At 73.7% G+C, this 17,035-nt stretch carries 9 protein-coding genes; 4 read left to right on the forward strand and 5 right to left on the reverse strand.

Translation table 11 applies throughout. From position 1 onward, the window contains the following. Positions 1 to 3 precede the first annotated feature (3 nt). Genes EV371_RS14385 through EV371_RS14395 form a run of 3 tightly spaced genes read left to right on the forward strand, consistent with a single transcriptional unit; the run spans position 4 to position 2,827 of the window. Positions 4 to 1,050 (forward strand): M20/M25/M40 family metallo-hydrolase, encoded by a 1,047-nt coding sequence (locus EV371_RS14385; RefSeq protein WP_130462481.1) that lies wholly within the window; start codon positions 4 to 6, stop codon positions 1,048 to 1,050. Then, complete coding sequence (locus tag EV371_RS14390) at positions 1,047 to 1,874, forward strand: transketolase (RefSeq protein ID WP_486484612.1); 828 nt, start codon at positions 1,047 to 1,049, stop codon at positions 1,872 to 1,874. The genes EV371_RS14385 and EV371_RS14390 overlap by 4 nt, the downstream gene beginning before the upstream one ends. Further along, complete coding sequence (locus EV371_RS14395; RefSeq protein WP_349339841.1) at positions 1,871 to 2,827, forward strand: transketolase family protein; 957 nt, start codon at positions 1,871 to 1,873, stop codon at positions 2,825 to 2,827. Before EV371_RS14390 ends, EV371_RS14395 begins: the two co-directional genes overlap by 4 nt. Here the strand turns inward: EV371_RS14395 and EV371_RS14400 are convergent. Genes EV371_RS14400 through EV371_RS14420 form a run of 5 tightly spaced genes read right to left on the reverse strand, consistent with a single transcriptional unit; the run spans position 2,816 to position 16,220 of the window. Next, entirely contained in the window at positions 2,816 to 4,981 is a 2,166-nt protein-coding gene (locus EV371_RS14400; RefSeq protein ID WP_130462482.1) for an acyl-CoA dehydrogenase family protein, read from the reverse strand. The genes EV371_RS14395 and EV371_RS14400 overlap by 12 nt on opposite strands. Beyond that, positions 4,978 to 8,022, reverse strand: coding sequence for a type I polyketide synthase (locus EV371_RS14405; RefSeq protein ID WP_130462483.1), 3,045 nt, complete (start codon positions 8,020 to 8,022; stop codon positions 4,978 to 4,980). Before EV371_RS14405 ends, EV371_RS14400 begins: the two co-directional genes overlap by 4 nt. Continuing rightward, on the reverse strand, positions 8,019 to 11,432 hold the full coding sequence (locus EV371_RS14410; RefSeq protein ID WP_130462484.1) for a non-ribosomal peptide synthetase: 3,414 nt from the start codon (positions 11,430 to 11,432) through the stop codon (positions 8,019 to 8,021). The genes EV371_RS14405 and EV371_RS14410 overlap by 4 nt, the downstream gene beginning before the upstream one ends. Beyond that, positions 11,432 to 12,949, reverse strand: coding sequence for a histidine ammonia-lyase (gene hutH / locus EV371_RS14415; protein WP_130462485.1), 1,518 nt, complete (start codon positions 12,947 to 12,949; stop codon positions 11,432 to 11,434). The genes EV371_RS14410 and hutH overlap by 1 nt, the downstream gene beginning before the upstream one ends. Continuing rightward, positions 12,930 to 16,220 carry a non-ribosomal peptide synthetase gene (locus tag EV371_RS14420; protein ID WP_130462486.1) on the reverse strand — a complete coding sequence of 1,097 codons (3,291 nt, stop codon included), beginning with the start codon at positions 16,218 to 16,220 and terminating at the stop codon, positions 12,930 to 12,932. Before EV371_RS14420 ends, hutH begins: the two co-directional genes overlap by 20 nt. 271 nt (positions 16,221 to 16,491) lie before the next feature. On the opposite strand from EV371_RS14420, the gene EV371_RS14425 reads away from it, so the two are divergent. Next, positions 16,492 to 17,034 carry a hypothetical protein gene (locus EV371_RS14425; RefSeq protein WP_130462487.1) on the forward strand — a complete coding sequence of 181 codons (543 nt, stop codon included), beginning with the start codon at positions 16,492 to 16,494 and terminating at the stop codon, positions 17,032 to 17,034. The last annotated feature ends 1 nt before the right edge of the window (position 17,035 follow it).

The following is a 17,035-nucleotide window of genomic DNA, read 5'->3' on the forward strand; positions in this document are numbered from 1 at the left end:
GCCATGGATCCCGTCGGGCTGCTGCGCCGGATGGTGGAGACGCCCTCGCCCTCGGGCGGCGAGCGCGGCCTCGCCCGGCTCCTGGTCGCTGAGATGACCGCGCGTCGCTACCAGGCGCGGGTGGACGCGGCCGGCAACGCGGTCGGCGAGATCGGGCCGCCAGGCGGCCCGACGGTGATGCTCGTCGGCCACCTCGACACCGAGGGCGCCACCCTTCCGGTGGCGGTGCGCGACGGCCGGCTGTACGGGCGCGGCTCGGTCGACGCCAAGGGTGCGCTCGCCGCCATGGTCTGCGCGGCCGCGGCGAGCCGGTTTCCGGGCCGCCTGGTGGTGGCCGGCGCCGTCGAGGAGGAGGTGCCCAGCTCCCGTGGGGCACACCATCTCGGGCGGACCTACCCGGCGCCGGACGCGCTGTTGATCGGCGAGCCCAGCGGCTGGTCCTCGGTGGTGCTCGGCTACAAGGGGCGGACGGACTTCCACTACCGGGTGCGGTGCGCGCCCGGCCATTCCACCCGGCCCACCCCGCGGGCGGCCGAGCTCACCGCGGCGGCGTGGCGGACCTTCCAGGACGCGGTTGGCCCCCGGCTCAGCCACGCCGCCTTCGACCTGCCGGGCACCAGGCTGCACGAGATCCGCGGCGATCTCGACGCCGCCGAGGCGGTGTTCAGCGTGCGCAGCCCGCTCGGCTTCGACCCGGACGACCTGCTCGCCGTGCTCCGCGACCGGCTGCCCGAGGGAGAGATCACGCTGGTGAGTTCGGTGCCGGCGTGCCGGGTCGGCCGCCGCGACCCGGTGGTACGCGCCCTGAGCGGCGCCATCGGCGGGCAGGGCACACGGCCGACGCTGAAGGTCAAGACGGCCACCTCTGACATGAACACGCTCGCCGGCTACTGGTCGGTGCCGATGGCCTGCTACGGGCCGGGCGACAGCCGGCTGGATCACAGTGGCGACGAGCATCTACCGCTGGACGACTATCTGCGTGCCATCGCGGTGCTCATCAATGCGCTCGACCGGCTCGGCGAGCGGCTGGCCGCGGGACACCGGCCGTGACCGCCGCGACGGACTTCGCCGCCGCCGCCCTGCGGGTGCGGCGGCGAATCGTGGCGATGTGCGCGTCGCCGTCCGGCGGCCATCTGGGCGGCTCGATGTCGCTCGTCGAGATCCTGCTCGTCCTGTACCGCGAAGTCATGCTGGTCGACCCGGCGCGGCCCGGCGGACCGGACCGGGACGTGTTGCTGCTCAGCAAGGGCCACGGGGCGATCGGACTGTACGCGGTGCTCGTCGAGTGCGGGTTCCTGCCCGAGGCGCTGGTGGATTCGTACGGGCTGCCCGGAAGCCGGCTGACGGCGCATCCGCCCCCCGGCGTGCCCGGCATCGAGGCGCCCACCGGTGCGCTCGGCCACGGCCTGCCGCTGGGCGTGGGCGTCGCGCTCGGCCTGCGGCTGACCGGCTCGGCCCGCCGCTGCTTCGTGATCCTGGGCGACGGGGAGCTGCAGGAGGGCTCGGTGTGGGAGGCGGCCATGGCCGCCGGCGGCTACGGCCTGGACCGGCTGACCGCCGTGGTCGACCGCAACGGCCTGCAAATCACCGGAGCTACCGAGTCGGTCGTGGGTCTGGAACCGCTGGCCGGCAAGTGGGAGAGCTTCGGCTGGCGGGTGGTCACGGCGGACGGGCACGATCCGGCGAGCCTGCGCGCGGTGCTGGGCTCCACCGCGCCGGGCCGGCCCACCGTGGTGCTTGCCGCCACGATCAAGGGAAAGGGCCTGCCCTACGTGGAGAACAAGGTGCACAGCCACTTCGCGCGGCTGGGTGGGGCGCAGCTGCGACGCGCCATGTCCACGCTCGACCTGGCGGAACCGCGGGATCCGTCGTGACCGCCGCTGCCGGCGGCCGGACGGCCCGAGAGGCGTGCGCACACCAGCTGGCCGACCTGATGCGCGCCGACGACCGGGTGGTCTGTCTCGACAGTGACACGGGGGCCTTCGCCCGGGTGGACTTCGGCCCGGCCGCGGCGCGTTACCTCAACCTCGGCATAGCCGAGCAGAACATGATGGGGGTGGCCGCGGGGCTGGCCCGCACCGGGCTGATCCCGTTCGTGCACACCATGGCCACGTTCGCGGCGACCCGCGCCCTGGAGGCGGTGAAGGTGGACCTCGCGTACGCCGGCCTGCCGGTGCACATCGTGGCCTCCCACGCCGGCCTGTCCGCGGCGTCGCTGGGTCCCACTCACCACGCGCTGGAGGACGTGGCGATCATGCGCATGCTGCCGGGCATGCGTGTAGCGGTGCCGGCCGACACGGACGCCGCGCTCGCCCTGCTGCGCCGGGCGCCGGCCCTTGACGGCCCGAGCTATCTGCGGCTCGGGCGCGACGCCACCCCGCCACTGCCCGGCGGGAAGGGGCCGGTGCGCTGGGGGAGCTGCCGGGTGCTGCGCCCGCTCGGCGGCGAGGTGCTCATCGTCGCGTGCGGCCCGCGGCCGGTGTGTGCGGCCCTCGCGGCGGCCGACACGCTGGCGGCGGCCGGCGCCGGAGTGACCGTGCTCGACATGCACACGGTCAAGCCGCTGGACACCGCGACCCTGAGCCGGGCGGCGCGGGCGGCCAGGGTAGTGGTGACGGTCGAGGAGCATTGGATGAGCGGTGGTCTGGGCTCGGCGGTGGCCGAGTGGCTGAGCGCGACCGACCCGCGGCCGGTGCGCCGGATCGGCGCACCGGACCGGTTCTTCACCCTGATCGGCGACCACGCACACCTGCTGGAGCAGGCCGGCATCACGGCGGAGGCGGTGGTCGCCGCGGCCCGGTCCACCCTGGTGACGTCAGACCGGTAGCCGCGCTGCGGCCTGCGCACGCAGCGCGGCCGGGGTGCCGTAGCGGATCGTCTCCACGGCCGCCCGGCGGTAATACCGGGCCACCGGTGCGGCGAGCGTGTAGCCGTACGCGCCGTGCAGTTGAACCCCCTCCGCGGTCACGTCCCGGGCGAGCTCCGACACCAGGGCGAGGGCGGCCGCGCTCCCGGCGGCCCCGCCCGCGTCGTGCGTGACCGCCAGGGCGCGCACCAGACGGCCCGCAGCGTGCAGGCGGGTCGCCAGGGCCGCGAGCCGGAACGACACGTGCTGGAACGTCGCCACGGGACGACCGAACTGGCGGCGGCCCTTGGCGTACCGCAGGGTCAGCTCGAACGCGTGCCCCGCCAGGCCCAGCAGGTACCCGCTCTGCCGCAGGTACAGGCGGTCGAGCAGGCGCCAGTACGCCGGCGACCCGGCCGCACACACCACGTTCTGCTGGGGCACCGCCGCGTCGGCGAAGCCGACTTCGGCAATCCGGAGTTCCCCGCGCGAGACGATCTTTACGCCGTCCGCGTCCCGGTCGACCACCACCAGCGCCGGCCCGGCCGGCGCCGAGGCGAGCACCAGCAGCCGGTCGGCCTGCTCAGCGCCGACGACGGGCCCGGCGTCACCGGTCAGCCGGCCGTCGGCCAGCGCCGGCCGGTGGTGGCCGACGGCCGGCGGCGCGACCGCCACCGTCCGGGTCAGGTCGCCCGCCGCCGGCCCGTCCTGCTCCGCGACGGCGAGCGTGGGCGCCAGCGGTCCGGCGATCAGCAGCCGGCCCAGCTCGTGCATCAGCACCACGGAGTCGGCCAGTCCCGCGGCGGAGCCACCGGCGGCCCGGGGCAGGGTCAGGCCCGCCGTGCCACTGTCGACCAGTGCCCGCCAGACCTCGTCCGGTCCGGGGCTGCCGTCCACCGGCTCGGTACGGATGGGATCGTCACCGGCGGCCAGCAGGGGGCCGGGGAAGGTGGCCTCCACGAAGCGCCGCAGCCTCCGGCGCAGCCGGGCGTCAGGGTCGTCGAGCGGTTCGGCGGCCGCATCGGGAATCTGTACCCGCAGGTGGCCGCCCGCGATCGCGTACAGCATGATCTCGGAGGTGCCCGCGGAGAGGGTGAGGCCGGGCGCCTCGCCCAGCAACGAACCGGCGTCCGGCAGGCCCACGTCGAGGGCGAGCCGAGCCAACGGCCGGCCGACCTCGGTGTTGTACCACTTGGACATGGCCGCGCCTACGCCGTCGAGGCGCCCCTGCGCCTGCTTGCCGATCATCTCCCAGGCCAGCTCCCCGCCGGCCGAGACCTCGCTCTCGAGCGCGGCGAGCGCCTGCGCCACGGCCGGGTCGGAGCCCGCGCCGCCGGTCCGGGCATGCGCAGCGATGTCGTCGAGCCAGCGGCGCACCTTGAGGTGAGCCTCCAGGCCGGTGCGCTCCATCGACAGCGCCTCGTTGAGCAACGGCCAGCCCTCGCCGACCGTGCCGATCACGTTGTCGGCGGGCACCTCGACGCCGTCCAGCGTCACCCGGCTGAACGGGTTTGCCGAGAGGCACGGCGTGGTGCGCACGGTCACGCCGGACGCGTCCAGCGGCATCCAGAACAGCGTGATCCCGTCGTGCGGCGCGTCCGCAGGGCCCGCGGTGCGCGCCGCGACCACGCCGTACCCGGCGTGCTCGGTCGCCTGGCTGTACACCTTGGTTCCGGAGAGCCGGAAGCCGCCCGGTACCTCCTCGGCCCGGCAGCTCAGCGACGCGAGGTCGGACCCGGTCGACGGCTCGCTGTACAGCGTGCACGAGGTGAGCTCGCCGCGAGCCAGGCGCGGTAGGAACGCCTCGCGCACGACCTCGCCGGCGGCCGCCAGCAGTAGGTTGCCCACATAGCAGATGGACACCACGAACAGCAGGTCGGGCACGCCGTGGCGGACCAGCTCGCGGTGCACCAGCGCCGCCTCGACGGGGCCCCGGCCGGCGCCGCCGTACCGCACCGGCCAACCCGCGGCGAGCCAGCCCCGCCGGCCCAGCAGCCGGTGCACAAGATGCAGCGGCTCCCCGGCGCCCGGGCCGGCGACCGCGGCCGCCGCGACCGCCGCAGCCATCTCCGAAGTGGCGAAGAACTCGCGCAGCTCGTGCTCGAAGACCCGCTGCTCGTCGCGCAGAGCGATCACAGCGCCTCCTCGGACACCAGACGCTCCACCTCGTCGTCGTCCAGCGCCGCCAGCCTTTCGAGGAGCAGGTTTTCGATGTGGTCGCCGATCCGTGCGACGGTGCGCAGCTCGAAGAGCTGCTCGATGGTCAGCGGAACGTCGAAGGTCTCCCGGATCCGCGTGGTGAGCTGCGTCGCGAGCAACGAGTGGCCGCCCAGCGTGAGGAACTCGTCGTGCAGCCCGATCGGCTGCTCGCCGAGCATCTCGGTCCAGAGGCCGAGCAGCACCCGTTCCACGTCGGTGGCGGCGGGATCGCCGTCCGGGCCGGCGGGCGCCTGTGCCGGCGCCCGGGTGGGCGCCTCGCTGCCGGCGGCGCGGTAGCCGCCGAGGCCGGGGCCCCCGTCGATCCACAGCCGGCGGCGCTGGAACGGATAGCCGGGCAGCGGCACCCGCCGGCGCCCGGGGCCGTCGTGGTATGCGGACCAGTCGATGTCGACACCGGCGGCCCAGAGTCCGCCGGCCGCGTCGGGCACGGCCGCACCGGCGAGCCCGCCGGGACCGGTGGCCGGCAGGGTGCTGATCAGCACCGGCCGGTCCGTCCCGCCCGACACGACCGCCGGGCCGGCCAGCCCGGATCCGGGCCCCACCTCCAGCAGCACCCGCGGACCGCCGGCCAGCAGATTCCGTACGCCGTCGGCGAAGCGCACCGTGCCGCGCAGGTGGGCGGCCCAGTACTGAGGGCTGGTCGCCTCGTCGGCCGTGATCCAGCGGCCGGTCACGTTGGACAGGTAGGGGATCCGCGGCGCGTTCCGCCGCACGCCCGCCACCACCGCCTCGAACTCGGCCAGCACCGGATCGAGCAGCCAGGAGTGGAACGCGTGCGAGACGAACAGGCGCCGGGCCGGGACACCCCGGGCGGCCGCCTGCCCTTCGACGGCCGTGATCGCTTCGCTCGTTCCGGAAAGCACGGTGAGGCGGGGTCCGTTGATCGCCGCCACCGAAACCTCGGCGGCGACGCCGGGCCGGCCGATGCCGTCGATCAGCTCGGCCAGCTCGTCCTCGGAGCAGCCGGTGCTCAGCATCGCGGCGGCCGGCACACCGCTCACCAGCCGGCCGCGAGCGGTGACCACCGCCAGGGCGTCCTCCAGCGAGAAGACGCCGGCCACGCAGGCGGCGACGTATTCACCGACGCTGTGGCCGATCATCGCCGCCGGCCGTACGCCCCAGGCCGCCCAGAGCTCGGTCAGCGCGAACTCGACGACGAAGAGCGCGGGCTGGGCGAGCGCGGTGTCGCGCAGGTCCGGCGCGCCCGGGTCGTCCAGCAGCGCCATGCGCAGGCCGGTGCCGAGCGCGGCCGGGACGAATCGCAGGCAGCGATCGACCGCGGCCCGGAAGACCGGCTCCTCGCGGTACAGCACTGCGGCCATGCCCCGGCGCTGGGAACCCTGGCCGGGGAAGAGGAAAGCCACCTCCTGACCGCCAGCGGTGCCGTCGCCCGCGGACGGCCGGGCCTTGAGCGCGGCGCACAGCTCGGCCGCGTCCGCACCGCTCACCGCCCGCCGGTAGCGGTGCACCCGGCGGCCCACCTGGGTGGTGTAGGCGACGTCGGCAAGCGGCGCCCCCGGCTCCTCGCTCAGGTGGCGGGCGAGCACGGCGCTCAGCTCGGTCAGGGCCGCCGGGCTCGTCGCCGACAGGGTCAGCACGTGCCGGGTGCGGCCGGGGACGTGTGGCGGCGGCGCGGGCGGCTCCTGCAGGATCACGTGGGCGTTCGTGCCGCCCATGCCGAACGAGCTGACCCCGGCCCGGCGCGGGCCGTCGCCGGCCGGCCAGTCGCGAACGGCGGAGTTCACCACGAAGCCGGCCTCGCTCAGCCGGCTGCGTGGGTTCGGCGCCCGGAAGTGCAGCGTCGGCGGCAGCACGCCGTGCCGCAGCGCCAGGGCCGTCTTGATGACGCCGACGACACCGGCCGCCACGTCCAGGTGGCCGACGTTCGACTTCACCGAGCCGACGATGCAGCTCGCGGACGTCTCGTCCCGGCCGAGGGCCTCGGCCAGGGCCGCCACCTCGATCGGGTCGCCGAGCCCGGTGCCCGTGCCGTGCGCCTCGACGTACCCGATGCTGTGCGGGCTGACGCCGGCCGCGTCCACGGCTTCGGCGACCACCTCGGCCTGGCCCTGTGCGCTCGGCGCCGTGTACCCGGCCTTCCGGCCGCCGTCGTTGTTCACCGCCGAGCCGAGGATCAGCGCGTGCACGGTGTCCCCGTCGGCGAGCGCGTCGGCCAGGCGCCTGAGAACCACGATTCCGGCGCCGTTGCCGGGCACGGTGCCGGCGGCCGCGGCGTCCAGCGGCCGGCAGTGCCCGTCCGGCGACATGATGCCCTGCTCCTCGAACCGGTATCCGGCCACCTGCGGCAGGCTGAGCGTGACCCCGCCGGCGAGGGCCAGGTCGCACTGACGGGAGAGCAGCGAGTCCACGGCGAGGTGCACGGCGACCAGCGAGGTGGAGCAGGCGGTCTGCACGGTCACGGCCGGACCGCGCAGGTTGAGCTTGTGCGCCACCCGGGTGGTCAGATGGTCCTTGTCGTTGGCGAGCAGCAGGCGGTACCCGCCGACGGTGCGCACCAGCTCGGGGTGCGCCAGCAGGCCCAGCAGGTACATGCTGATCGCCGAGCCGCCGAACACGCCGATGTGGCCGTCGTACCGCTCGGGGTCGTACCCGGCGTCCTCGAGCGCGTGCCAGGCACATTCCAGGAACAGCCGTTGCTGCGGGTCGAGGATCTCCGCGTCCCGCACGCTGTACCCGAAGAACTCCGCGTCGAACAGCTCGACATCCTCGACGACGGCGCGGGCGGGCACGTACGCCGGGTCGGCGTACTCCTGCTCGGGCACTCCCGCCGCGGCGAGCTGCTCGGGGGTGAAGAAGGTGACGCTCTCGACGCCGTCGCACAGGTTGCGCCAGAGCTGCGCGACCGAGGAGGCGCCCGGGAACCGACCGGCCATGCCCACTATCGCGACGGCGGTCTCCGGTACCGGTATGTCGTCGGCGCCGGGAAATGGTGTCATGGTTCGCGCCCTTCGCTCATCGTGCCGCCGGTCGGCAGCCCGGCGACCGCGCGCCCCGCCCGGGCGGCCCGGCGCTCGGCTCCCCGGTCGCGGGCCCGGCCCAGCGCGGCCGCTCCCGCCGGTTCACGATCGAGCAGGCCGGCCAGGGTGCGCACAGTCGGGTGTTGGAAGATGCTGATGACCTCGACGGGCAGCGCCTCCGCCCGCATCCGCTGGTGCAGGTGCAGCGCGAGCACCGAGTGGCCGCCCAGATCGAAGAAGTTGTCGTCGATGCCGATTCGGGAGGCGCCGAGCAGCTCCGCGAAGATCGCCGCGAGGACGCGCTCGGCCGGCGTGCGCGGGGCGACGTACGGCTCGGTCCGCACCGTCTCCGCGCCGGGCGGCGGCGGCAAAGCCCGGCGGTCCGTCTTGCCGCTGGTGGTCAGCGGAACGGCGGGGATCGCCACGAACGCCGACGGCACCATGTAGGCGGGAAGACGCCGGCGCAGGAAGTCGCGCAGTTCGCCGGCCGGGGGTGCGGCGACGCCGGCGGCCACCACGTATCCGATGAGCCTCTCGCCGCCGGCCGGGTCGGGCCCGGCGACGACGACCGCCTCGGCGACCTGGGAGTGTTCGCGCATCGCCGACTCCACCTCGCCGGGTTCCACCCGGTGCCCGCGGATCTTCACCTGGAAGTCGGTCCGGCCGAGGTATTCCAGGTCCCCGTCGGCCAGCCGGCGCACCACGTCCCCCGTGCGGTAGCCGCGGCGGTCGCCACCGAGCGGGTCGACGACGAACCGCTCGGCGGTCAGCTCCGGCCGGTTCAGGTAGCCCCGGGTCAGCGAGGGTCCGCCGATCACGAGTTCCCCCGGCACGCCGGGTGGCACCGGCCGCAGCCGGTGGTCGACCACGAGGACTCCCGCCCCGGGCAGGGGCCTGCCGATGCGGCTGCGGGCGATGCCCGTGTCGGCCGCGGTGAGGTCGCGCCAGGTCGTCCACACGGTGGCCTCCGTCGGGCCGTACGCGTTGACGACCCGCGGCACTTCGTCGCCGTACCGGGAGAACCAGCCGGCCAACCGCCCGAACTCCAGCCGTTCCCCGCCGAGGACGACCATGCGGAGGGCGTCCAGTGCGGCGCCGTCCGCGCGGGCGTCGGCGTCGGCGTCGGCGAGACCGTAGAACGCGGTCGGTGTCTGGCAGAGGACGGTCACCCGCTGCTCGGCCAGGAGCCGGCGCAACTCCTCGGGGGAGCGGCTCACCTCCCGCGGCACGATCACCAGCGTGCCGCCGTGCAGCAGCGCGCCGAACAGCTCCCAGACGGACACGTCGAAGGTGTAGGAGTGGAACATCGTCCATACGTCACCGGGGCCGAACCGGACCCGTTCGCGGACGGCGCGAAACAGCCCGATCACGTTGCGATGCTCGATCGGCACGCCCTTGGGCCGGCCCGTCGAACCCGAGGTGTAGATGACGTAGGCCAGGTCCCCGGGTTCGGCCGGCTCGGTGGCGTCACCGTCGCCGGCCGGCTCGGTGGTGTCGCCGTCGCCGGCCGGCTCGGTGGTGTCGCCGTCGACGGCCAGGATCACGGTGCCGTCGTGGTGCGGCGCCGCGTCCGGCACCCGCCGGACGAGCAGGACCACGGGGCTCGTCTCCGCCAGGATGTAGTGCAGCCGCTCCGGCGGTTCGCCGGGATCGACCGGAACGTAGGCGCCGCCGGCGGTCAGCACGCCGAGAATGCCGGTCACCAGCTCCAGGCCGCGCTCGAGTTGCAGGGCGACCAGCGTGCCGCGGCGCACGCCGTGCCGCCGCAACCGGGCGGCCAGGGCGTCCACCCGCGACTTGAGCTCACCGTAGGTGACCCGGCGTGCGCCGTCGACGACCGCCGGCGCCCCGGGTGTGCGTGCGGCCTGGGCGGCGAAGGCATCGTGCAGGCAGGCGACCGGCCCCGGGGCGGCCGTAGGCGGGTACCAGTCCGCCTCGATCGCCGCCCGTTGCCCGGGATCGAGCAGGTCGAGGTCCCATATCGTACGGTCGGGGTCCGCCACGGCGCCGGCCAGCAGCGACCGGTAGTGGCCGGCCAGCCGGGCGGCGGTCGCCGGGTCGAAGACGTCCGCGTTGAACTCGAGCTGGCACTCCAGCGCGTCGCCCACCTCGACGACGCCGAGCGTCAGGTCGAACTTGGCGGTGCCGGTCAACCCGGACAGCGCGGTAACCGTGACGCCCGGCAGGTCCGGGCTGGCGAACGGGGTGTTGTGCAGCACGAACATCGCTTGGAACAGGGGATTGCGCAGGACCTCGCGGTCGGTGCCGACTGCCTCGACCACCTTCTCGAACGGCACGTCGCCATGCTGCAGCCCGGCGGCCACCACCTCGCGCACCCGCCTTAGCAGCTGCCGGAACGTGGGCTCGCCGGCCAGCGACGTGCGGAGCGCGATCGTGTTCATGAGCAGGCCGACGAGGCGCTCGGTGGCCGCGGACTCCCGGTTGGCCACCGGCGTGCCGACGACGACGTCCTCCTGGCCGCCGAGGCGGGACAACAGCGTGGCGTAGGCACCGAGCAGCACCATGAAGAGGGTGGCCCGTTCCCGGCGGGCCAGCTGCCGCAGGGCTGCTGCCAGCGGAGGCGGCACGGTGAACACATGCTCACCGCCGGCGTACGTCGGCACGGCCGGATGGTCACGATCGGTCGGCAGTTGCAGCGCGCCGGGTGCGCCGCGCAGGTGCTCGGCCCAGTACCGGAGCCCTTCGGCGAACCGTTCCTCCGGCGGCCGGGCTCGCTGCTCGTGCGCGTAGTCGCTGTACCGCAACGGCAGCGCCGGCAGCGCCGGAGCCACACCGGTGGCCTCGGCGACGTAGTGCGCGAGCATCTCGTCCAGCAGGATCCGCAGCGACCAGCCGTCGGTGACGATGTGGTGCATCACCAGCGCCAGGATGTGCCGCTCGGCGTCCAGACGGGCCAGGTATGCGCGCATCAGCGGTGCGACCGTGAGGTCGAAGGGGCGCTCGGCGCGGGTCCGCACCGCGGTGAGCGCGGCCTCCTCCCGGGCGGACGCGCCGGGCTGCGGGAACGACTGGGTCTCCAGCGGCACGGTGACGTCGTCCGTCACCACCTGCACCGGCCGCCCGTCGCGGCAGCGGATCGCGGTCCGCAGCGCCTCGTGCCGGCGAACCACCGCAGCGAGTGCGCGCTCGAGCCGGCCGGCGTCCAGTGGCCCGTCCAACCGTACGGCGAACACCTCGTAGTACGCGCCGCGCCCGGGATACATCTGCTCCAGCAGCCAGAGCCGCTCCTGGGGGTACGTGAGCGGCGCCGGGTCCCGGTGCCGGACCGGGGCAGCCGCCCGATCCGCGCCGGGCCGCAGCCGGGCTCGCAGCAGCTCCTCGGCGAGCGCGCGCCGGGACGTAACCTCCGGCGCCGGGTCGGCCGGCATCAGGCGAGTCCTGCGGCCCAGGCCGGGCTCTGCGCCCGGACGTGCGTCCGGGCCGCCTCGATGTCCAGCGACTGCTGCCGGTCGGCGTCCAGGAACGGGACGACCGACCGGAACTCGTCGTAGACCCGCTGGGAGGCCGGACCCAGCCGCAGCTCCTTGTTGAGGTCCACGGCCTGCGCAGCGGTGATCAGCTCGATGCCGAGCACGTACTCGCAGTTGTCGAGGATCTGCATGAGCTTGTACGCGCTGGTGCCGCCCATGCTGACGTGGTCCTCCTGCAGCTGGCAGGTGGGAATGGTGTCGACGCTGGCCGGGGTGCACAGCACCTTGTTTTCGTTGACCAGGGCGGCCGAGGTGTACTGCGGGATCATCAGGCCCGAGTCCAGTCCCGGTACCGGAACCAGGTAGTCCGGCAGGTTGTGCTGACCGGACAGCAGCTGGTAGGTGCGCCGCTCGGAGATGTTGGCGAGCTCGCTCATCGCGATGGCGAGGAAGTCCAGCGCGAACGCCGTGGACTCGCCGTGCAGGTTGCCGCCGAGGATCACGCGGTCGTGCTCGGGGAAGAACAGCGGGTTGTCCGAGACGCTGTTGCATTCCCGCTCGACGATGGTGCGGGCGAAGCCGTACGTCTGCCGCACCGCGCCGTGCACCTGCGGCACGCAGCGGAACGAGTACGGGTCCTCCTTGGCGACGTTGCTGCCCGGCAGGGTGAAGTGGTTGCTGCCCTCGACCATGGTGCGCAGGTTCGCCGCCACCACGCCGCGCTCGGGGTGCCGCGAGGTCTCGTGCAGGATCCTTTCGTAGAACGTCTCGGCGCAGCTGAACGCCTGGAGGCTCAAGGCCGCCACGACGTCGGCGGTGCGGACGAGCCGGCCGGCGCGCACGACGCAGTCAGCGGCGATGGCGTTGATGTACTGCACGCCGTTGGTCAGCGCCAGTCCCTCCTTGGGGCGCAGAGTGATCGGCTTCCAGCCGAGCTCGGCGAGCACCGGCGCCGCGTCGACGAGCTCGCCGTCGCGGTACACCCGGCCCAGACCGATGACGGGCAGCGCCAGGTGGGCCAGGGGTGCAAGGTCGCCGCTGGCGCCGACCGAGCCCTTCCGCGGGATCGCGGGGATGACGCCGGCGTTCCAGAGGTCGAGCAGCCGCCCCACCACGTCAAGCGAGATGCCGCAGTAGCCGGCCCGGAAGGTCAGCAGCTTGACCAGCATGGCCAGGCGGGAGATCCGCTCGGGCACCACCTCGCCGATGCCGCAGGCGTGCGACACCAGGTGCTTGTGCTGCAACGCCGACATGGCCGACGGGTCGATGCGAGTCTCGCAGAGGGAGCCGAAGCCGGTGTTGACGCCGTAGATGTGCCGGTCCTGGAACTGGATCTTCTCGATGTACCGAGCGCCCTCGGCGATCTTCTCGGCCACGTCCGCGCCGAGCGCGAGCCGCGGCCGGGCCGTGGCGATCTCGTGCAGGTCCTCCAGGGTGTGGTCGGCGAACGTGATCTCAACTGTCTCGGTCGTCATGGCTCCCCTGGTTCTCGGTCGAGGGCTGGTGCTGACGAACGAGCGTGGAAAGCTCGTCGGCAGTCATACGGTCGAGCTCGCGCTCGATGGCGGCGAGTTGCTCGTCGTAGTCGATATCGCCGGCGGCGGCCTGCACGGCGGCTGCGGCTCCCGCCACGGTGGGCGCGTCCAGCAGCGCCTGCAGCCCGAGGTCGAGGCCGAGCTCGTCGCGTACCCGGTTGACCAGGCGGGCCGCCTGCAGCGAGTTGCCGCCGATGTCGAAGAAGTCGTCGTGCGCGCCGACCCGCTCGACTTCGAGCACCTCGGCGACCAGCGCCGCCAGGGTTCGTTCCAGGAACGTGCGGGGGGCGACGTGGCCGGCCGGCGCCGGCCGGGTGGGCGGCGCCGGCAAGGCGCCCCGGTCGATCTTTCCGCTGACCGTACGGGGCAGCGCCGCCAGCACGATCACCTCGGCCGGCACGAGGTGTGCCGGGACGCTGTGCCGCAGGTGGTCGCGGAGGTCCGGCACTGGCGACCCGTCGACCGTCGTCACGTACGCGACGAGCCGCTGCCCGGCGCCGGCCGTACGCACCGCGGCGGCGCACTCGCGCACCTGCGGGTGGCCGACGGCCGAGGCCTCGACCTCCTCCAGCTCGAGGCGGATGCCGTTGATCTTGACCTGGTTGTCCAGCCGCCCGGCGAACTCCAGAAGTGGCGCGCCGCCGCGCAGGCGGCCCAGGTCGCCGGTCCGGTACATGACGCCCGGGCGATCCGGCAGCGGGCTCGGCACGAACCGGCGGGCGCTCTCTCGCGCGTCGCGATGGTAACCGTCGGCCAGGTACGGGCTGAAGATGCAGATCTCGCCGACCGTGCCCGGCCGGCAGGGCACGCCGGTCTCGTCGAGCAACACCAGGTGCCGCCCGGGGATCGGACGGCCGATCGGCACCACGGCATCCGGCGGTCCGGCCGCCGTCGCCGGCACCACGTGGAAGGTAGCGGCCACGACCTCGGTGGGTCCGTACACGTTGACCAGCCGGACGTCATCGCCGAGGCAGCCCCGTACCCGATCGACCCGCTCCGTGTGCAGCGCCTCGCCGACGAACATGACGGTGCGCAGCTCCGGCAGGCCGGCGGCGCCGGCCGCGGCGAGGATCTCGTCGAAGAGCCGCGGGATGACCTGGAGCAGCTGAACCCGGTCGTTGCTCAGCCAGGCGGACAGGAGCGCCGGGTCGGCGGTGGCGCCGGGCGGCCGCAGGCAGAGCGTGGCGCCGTGGCAGAGCGCCCCGAAGATCTCGCAGTAGGCGACGTCGAAGGTGAGCGAGGCGAGCTGACCCACCCGCAGTCCCGGTCCGATCTCGAACGCCTCGCTCTGCCAGGCCACGAACTGCGCCAGGTCCCGGTGGCGGTGCGGGATCCCCTTGGGACGCCCGGTGGAGCCCGAGGTGTACGCGACATAGGCCGGCGTCTCCGGGTCGATCGGTCGTTGCGCCGGGCGGTCCGCCCGGCCGGTACGGATCAGCTCATCGAGCACCAGGACCGGGACCGGGCCGGTGCGGCGCTCCGGGTCGTCGACGATCAGCAGGGCGGGCGCCAGGTCGGCCAGGATCTCGGCGTGCCGGGCCGGAGGCTGGCGCGGGTCCAGGCAGGCGAATGCCGCGCCGGCCTTGAGAATGCCGAGTAGCGCGGCGATGGCCGCCGGGTGGTTGTCCGCGATCAGGGCCACCGGCGCGCCGGCGGGCACGCCGTGGGCCACCAGGGCGTCGGCGATCCGGTCGCTCGACGTGTCCAGCTCGCCGTAGCTGACCCGCCGATCGTGGTGAACCAGGGCGTCCCGCTCGGGCTGCGCTGCGGCCCACCGGCGGAACCGTGCCACCAGGGTGGCATCGGGTCCCGGGCCGGCATGACCGGTCAGGCCGTCGAGGACCGCCGGCAGTGTGGGCCCGGCCGCCGAGGGTGCCCGGCGAAGCCACCGCGAGACCGGGGTGTCGGGCGACCGGCCGGCCCGCCGTAGCACGTCGAGCAGGTCGGCGGCGAACGCTTCGACGGTCTCCGGGCGGAACAGGTCGCGGTCGTAGACCAGCATCGCATCCATGCCGTCCGCCGTGGGCGTGAGGAACAGCGACAGGTCGTTCTGCGCGGTTTCCGGATCGAGGCGCACGGGCCGCTGCCGCAGGCCGGCGCCGAGGTCCAGCGCCGCGGCGGGCGTGTTCTGCAGGGCGAGTGCGACGCGGAACGGCGCCGCCGCCGGCCCGCGGCGGGCGCTGAGCCGCTCGGCGACGTACTGCAGCGGCGGGTCGGCGTGCGCGAACGCGTCGCCGGTAACGGCTCGGCCGCGCACCAGCAGCTGCCGGAACGTGGGGTCACCGGAGACGTCGCCGCGAAGCACGACCACATTGAGGAACGGACCGATCAACCGTTCGGCCGTGGCGTCCGGCCGTCCGGCGACGGGCGCGCCCACGACGACGTCGGTGCGGCCGGTGCGGTGGCTCAGCACCGCCTGCAGGGCGGCCAGGCAAGTCACGAACGCGGTGGTGGACTCCTGGTCGGCGACCGTGCGAAGCCGTGCGAGGTCGTCCGCGGCCACCCGGAAGCGGTGCGTTCCGCCGCGGAACCGGAGCCGGGCCGGCCGCGCCAGGTCCGGCGGCAGCGTAACCGGCTCGGTGTCGGCGAGCCCGACCAGCGCCCCACTCCAGTAGGCGAGGTCGCCGGCGAAGCCGTCCGACGCCAGCCGTTCGCGCTGCGCCGCGGCGTAGTCGCGGTACTGGCGATCGATCGGCGGCAGCTCGGGATCTGTGCCGGTGGCATGCGCCCGGTAAAGGGCGCCGAACTCGGCCAGGAACACGCCGAACGACCATCCGTCGAAGATCGCGTGATGCGTCACCAGCACCAGGCGATGCCGCGCCGGGGCATCCGGACCGGCGGCTTTCAACAGCGCGGTCCGCACCATCGGCCCGGCCTCGTAGCCGAACGGCGCGGTCGCCAGCGTCCGGGTGGCCGCATCGAGGTCGTCGGTCGGGCAGTCGGAGACGGCCAGTTCCGGGCCCGTCTGCTCGACCGCGCCGAGGCACAGCGTGCCGTCGCGCACCACGAAGCGGGTGCGAAGGATCTCGTGCCGCCGGGCGATGGTGTGCACGGCGTGCTCGACGGCCGCGACGTTTAGGTCGCCGTCGATGTCGGCGGCGAACGCGAGATTGTGGACGGCGGTGCCCGGCAGCAGCTGGTCGATGTACCAGAAGCGTTCTTGTGCCAATCCCGCAGGAATGATGCCGCGTGGCGCGGTGGAGGGTCGCACCGGAAAGTCACCTCCCGGTCGTTTGTCGGCGCTAGTCTAGCGATTCCCGGCGGGCCGGAAAGACATTGTCCGGCGGCACTCACGTGCCGTCCCGCCGGCGTTGTCCCGCCGGCGGGACAACGCCGGGTGCAGGACTCTCAAGTGCTCTTGACGGGTTCGCGGAACTTGCCGAGACTCGTATCACCGTCATTTCCACGACTCTCGAAGATGAATCGGGACATCCATGGAAAACGTCATTCAGGCAGCCGGTTTCTGTGCCGTTCCCATTGATTTGACGGCCTATTTCAACAATACCGGCGCCACCACCCAGGACCGTCTCGCCGACGGCCGGCTCAACGTCTGGAGAAACTCGTTCCCCGCCGAGGAGCTGCCCGACGGGACGGAGCTGTTCCGGCGTACTCAGGTGCCGTTCAGGTTTCCGCGCACCGGACCGGGCCGTCTCGACAACGTGGTCTGCGCCGGACAGCGCATCGACCTGCCGCCCGGCCGATGGGACTGGATCTACCTGCTCGCCTGTTCGGAACGGCGGGCTGAGGACGTCGTCCACCTGCACTACCGCGACGGCGTGGCGGACCAGGAGTGGCTGCGGGTGTCCGACTTCTGGCCCGCCTCGCCGCCGCACTTCGGCGAGATCGAGGCGATCACCTGCCGCCGGATCCACTTTCCCCGGCACGTGCAGGCGGGAATCGGACCGCGCATCTGGCAACAGCGCCTGGCCGTCTCGCGCCAGCAGGAGCTGGCATACCTGCGTCTGCCACACAACATCGCGATCCACGTCTTCGCGATGACGCTCGCCGCCAACGGATGGAACTAGC

It is taken from the genome of Plantactinospora sp. CNZ321 (assembly GCF_004217235.1).

Bases quoted from the DNA above. Each gene is read 5' to 3' on its own strand.
- EV371_RS14385 (WP_130462481.1), top strand. From the start codon at position 4: ATGGATCCCGTCGGGCTGCTGCGCCGGATGGTGGAGACGCCCTCGCCC.
- EV371_RS14405 (WP_130462483.1), bottom strand. From the start codon at position 8,022: ATGACACCATTTCCCGGCGCCGACGACATACCGGTACCGGAGACCGCC.
- EV371_RS14410 (WP_130462484.1), bottom strand. From the start codon at position 11,432: ATGCCGGCCGACCCGGCGCCGGAGGTTACGTCCCGGCGCGCGCTCGCC.
- hutH (WP_130462485.1), bottom strand. From the start codon at position 12,949: ATGACGACCGAGACAGTTGAGATCACGTTCGCCGACCACACCCTGGAG.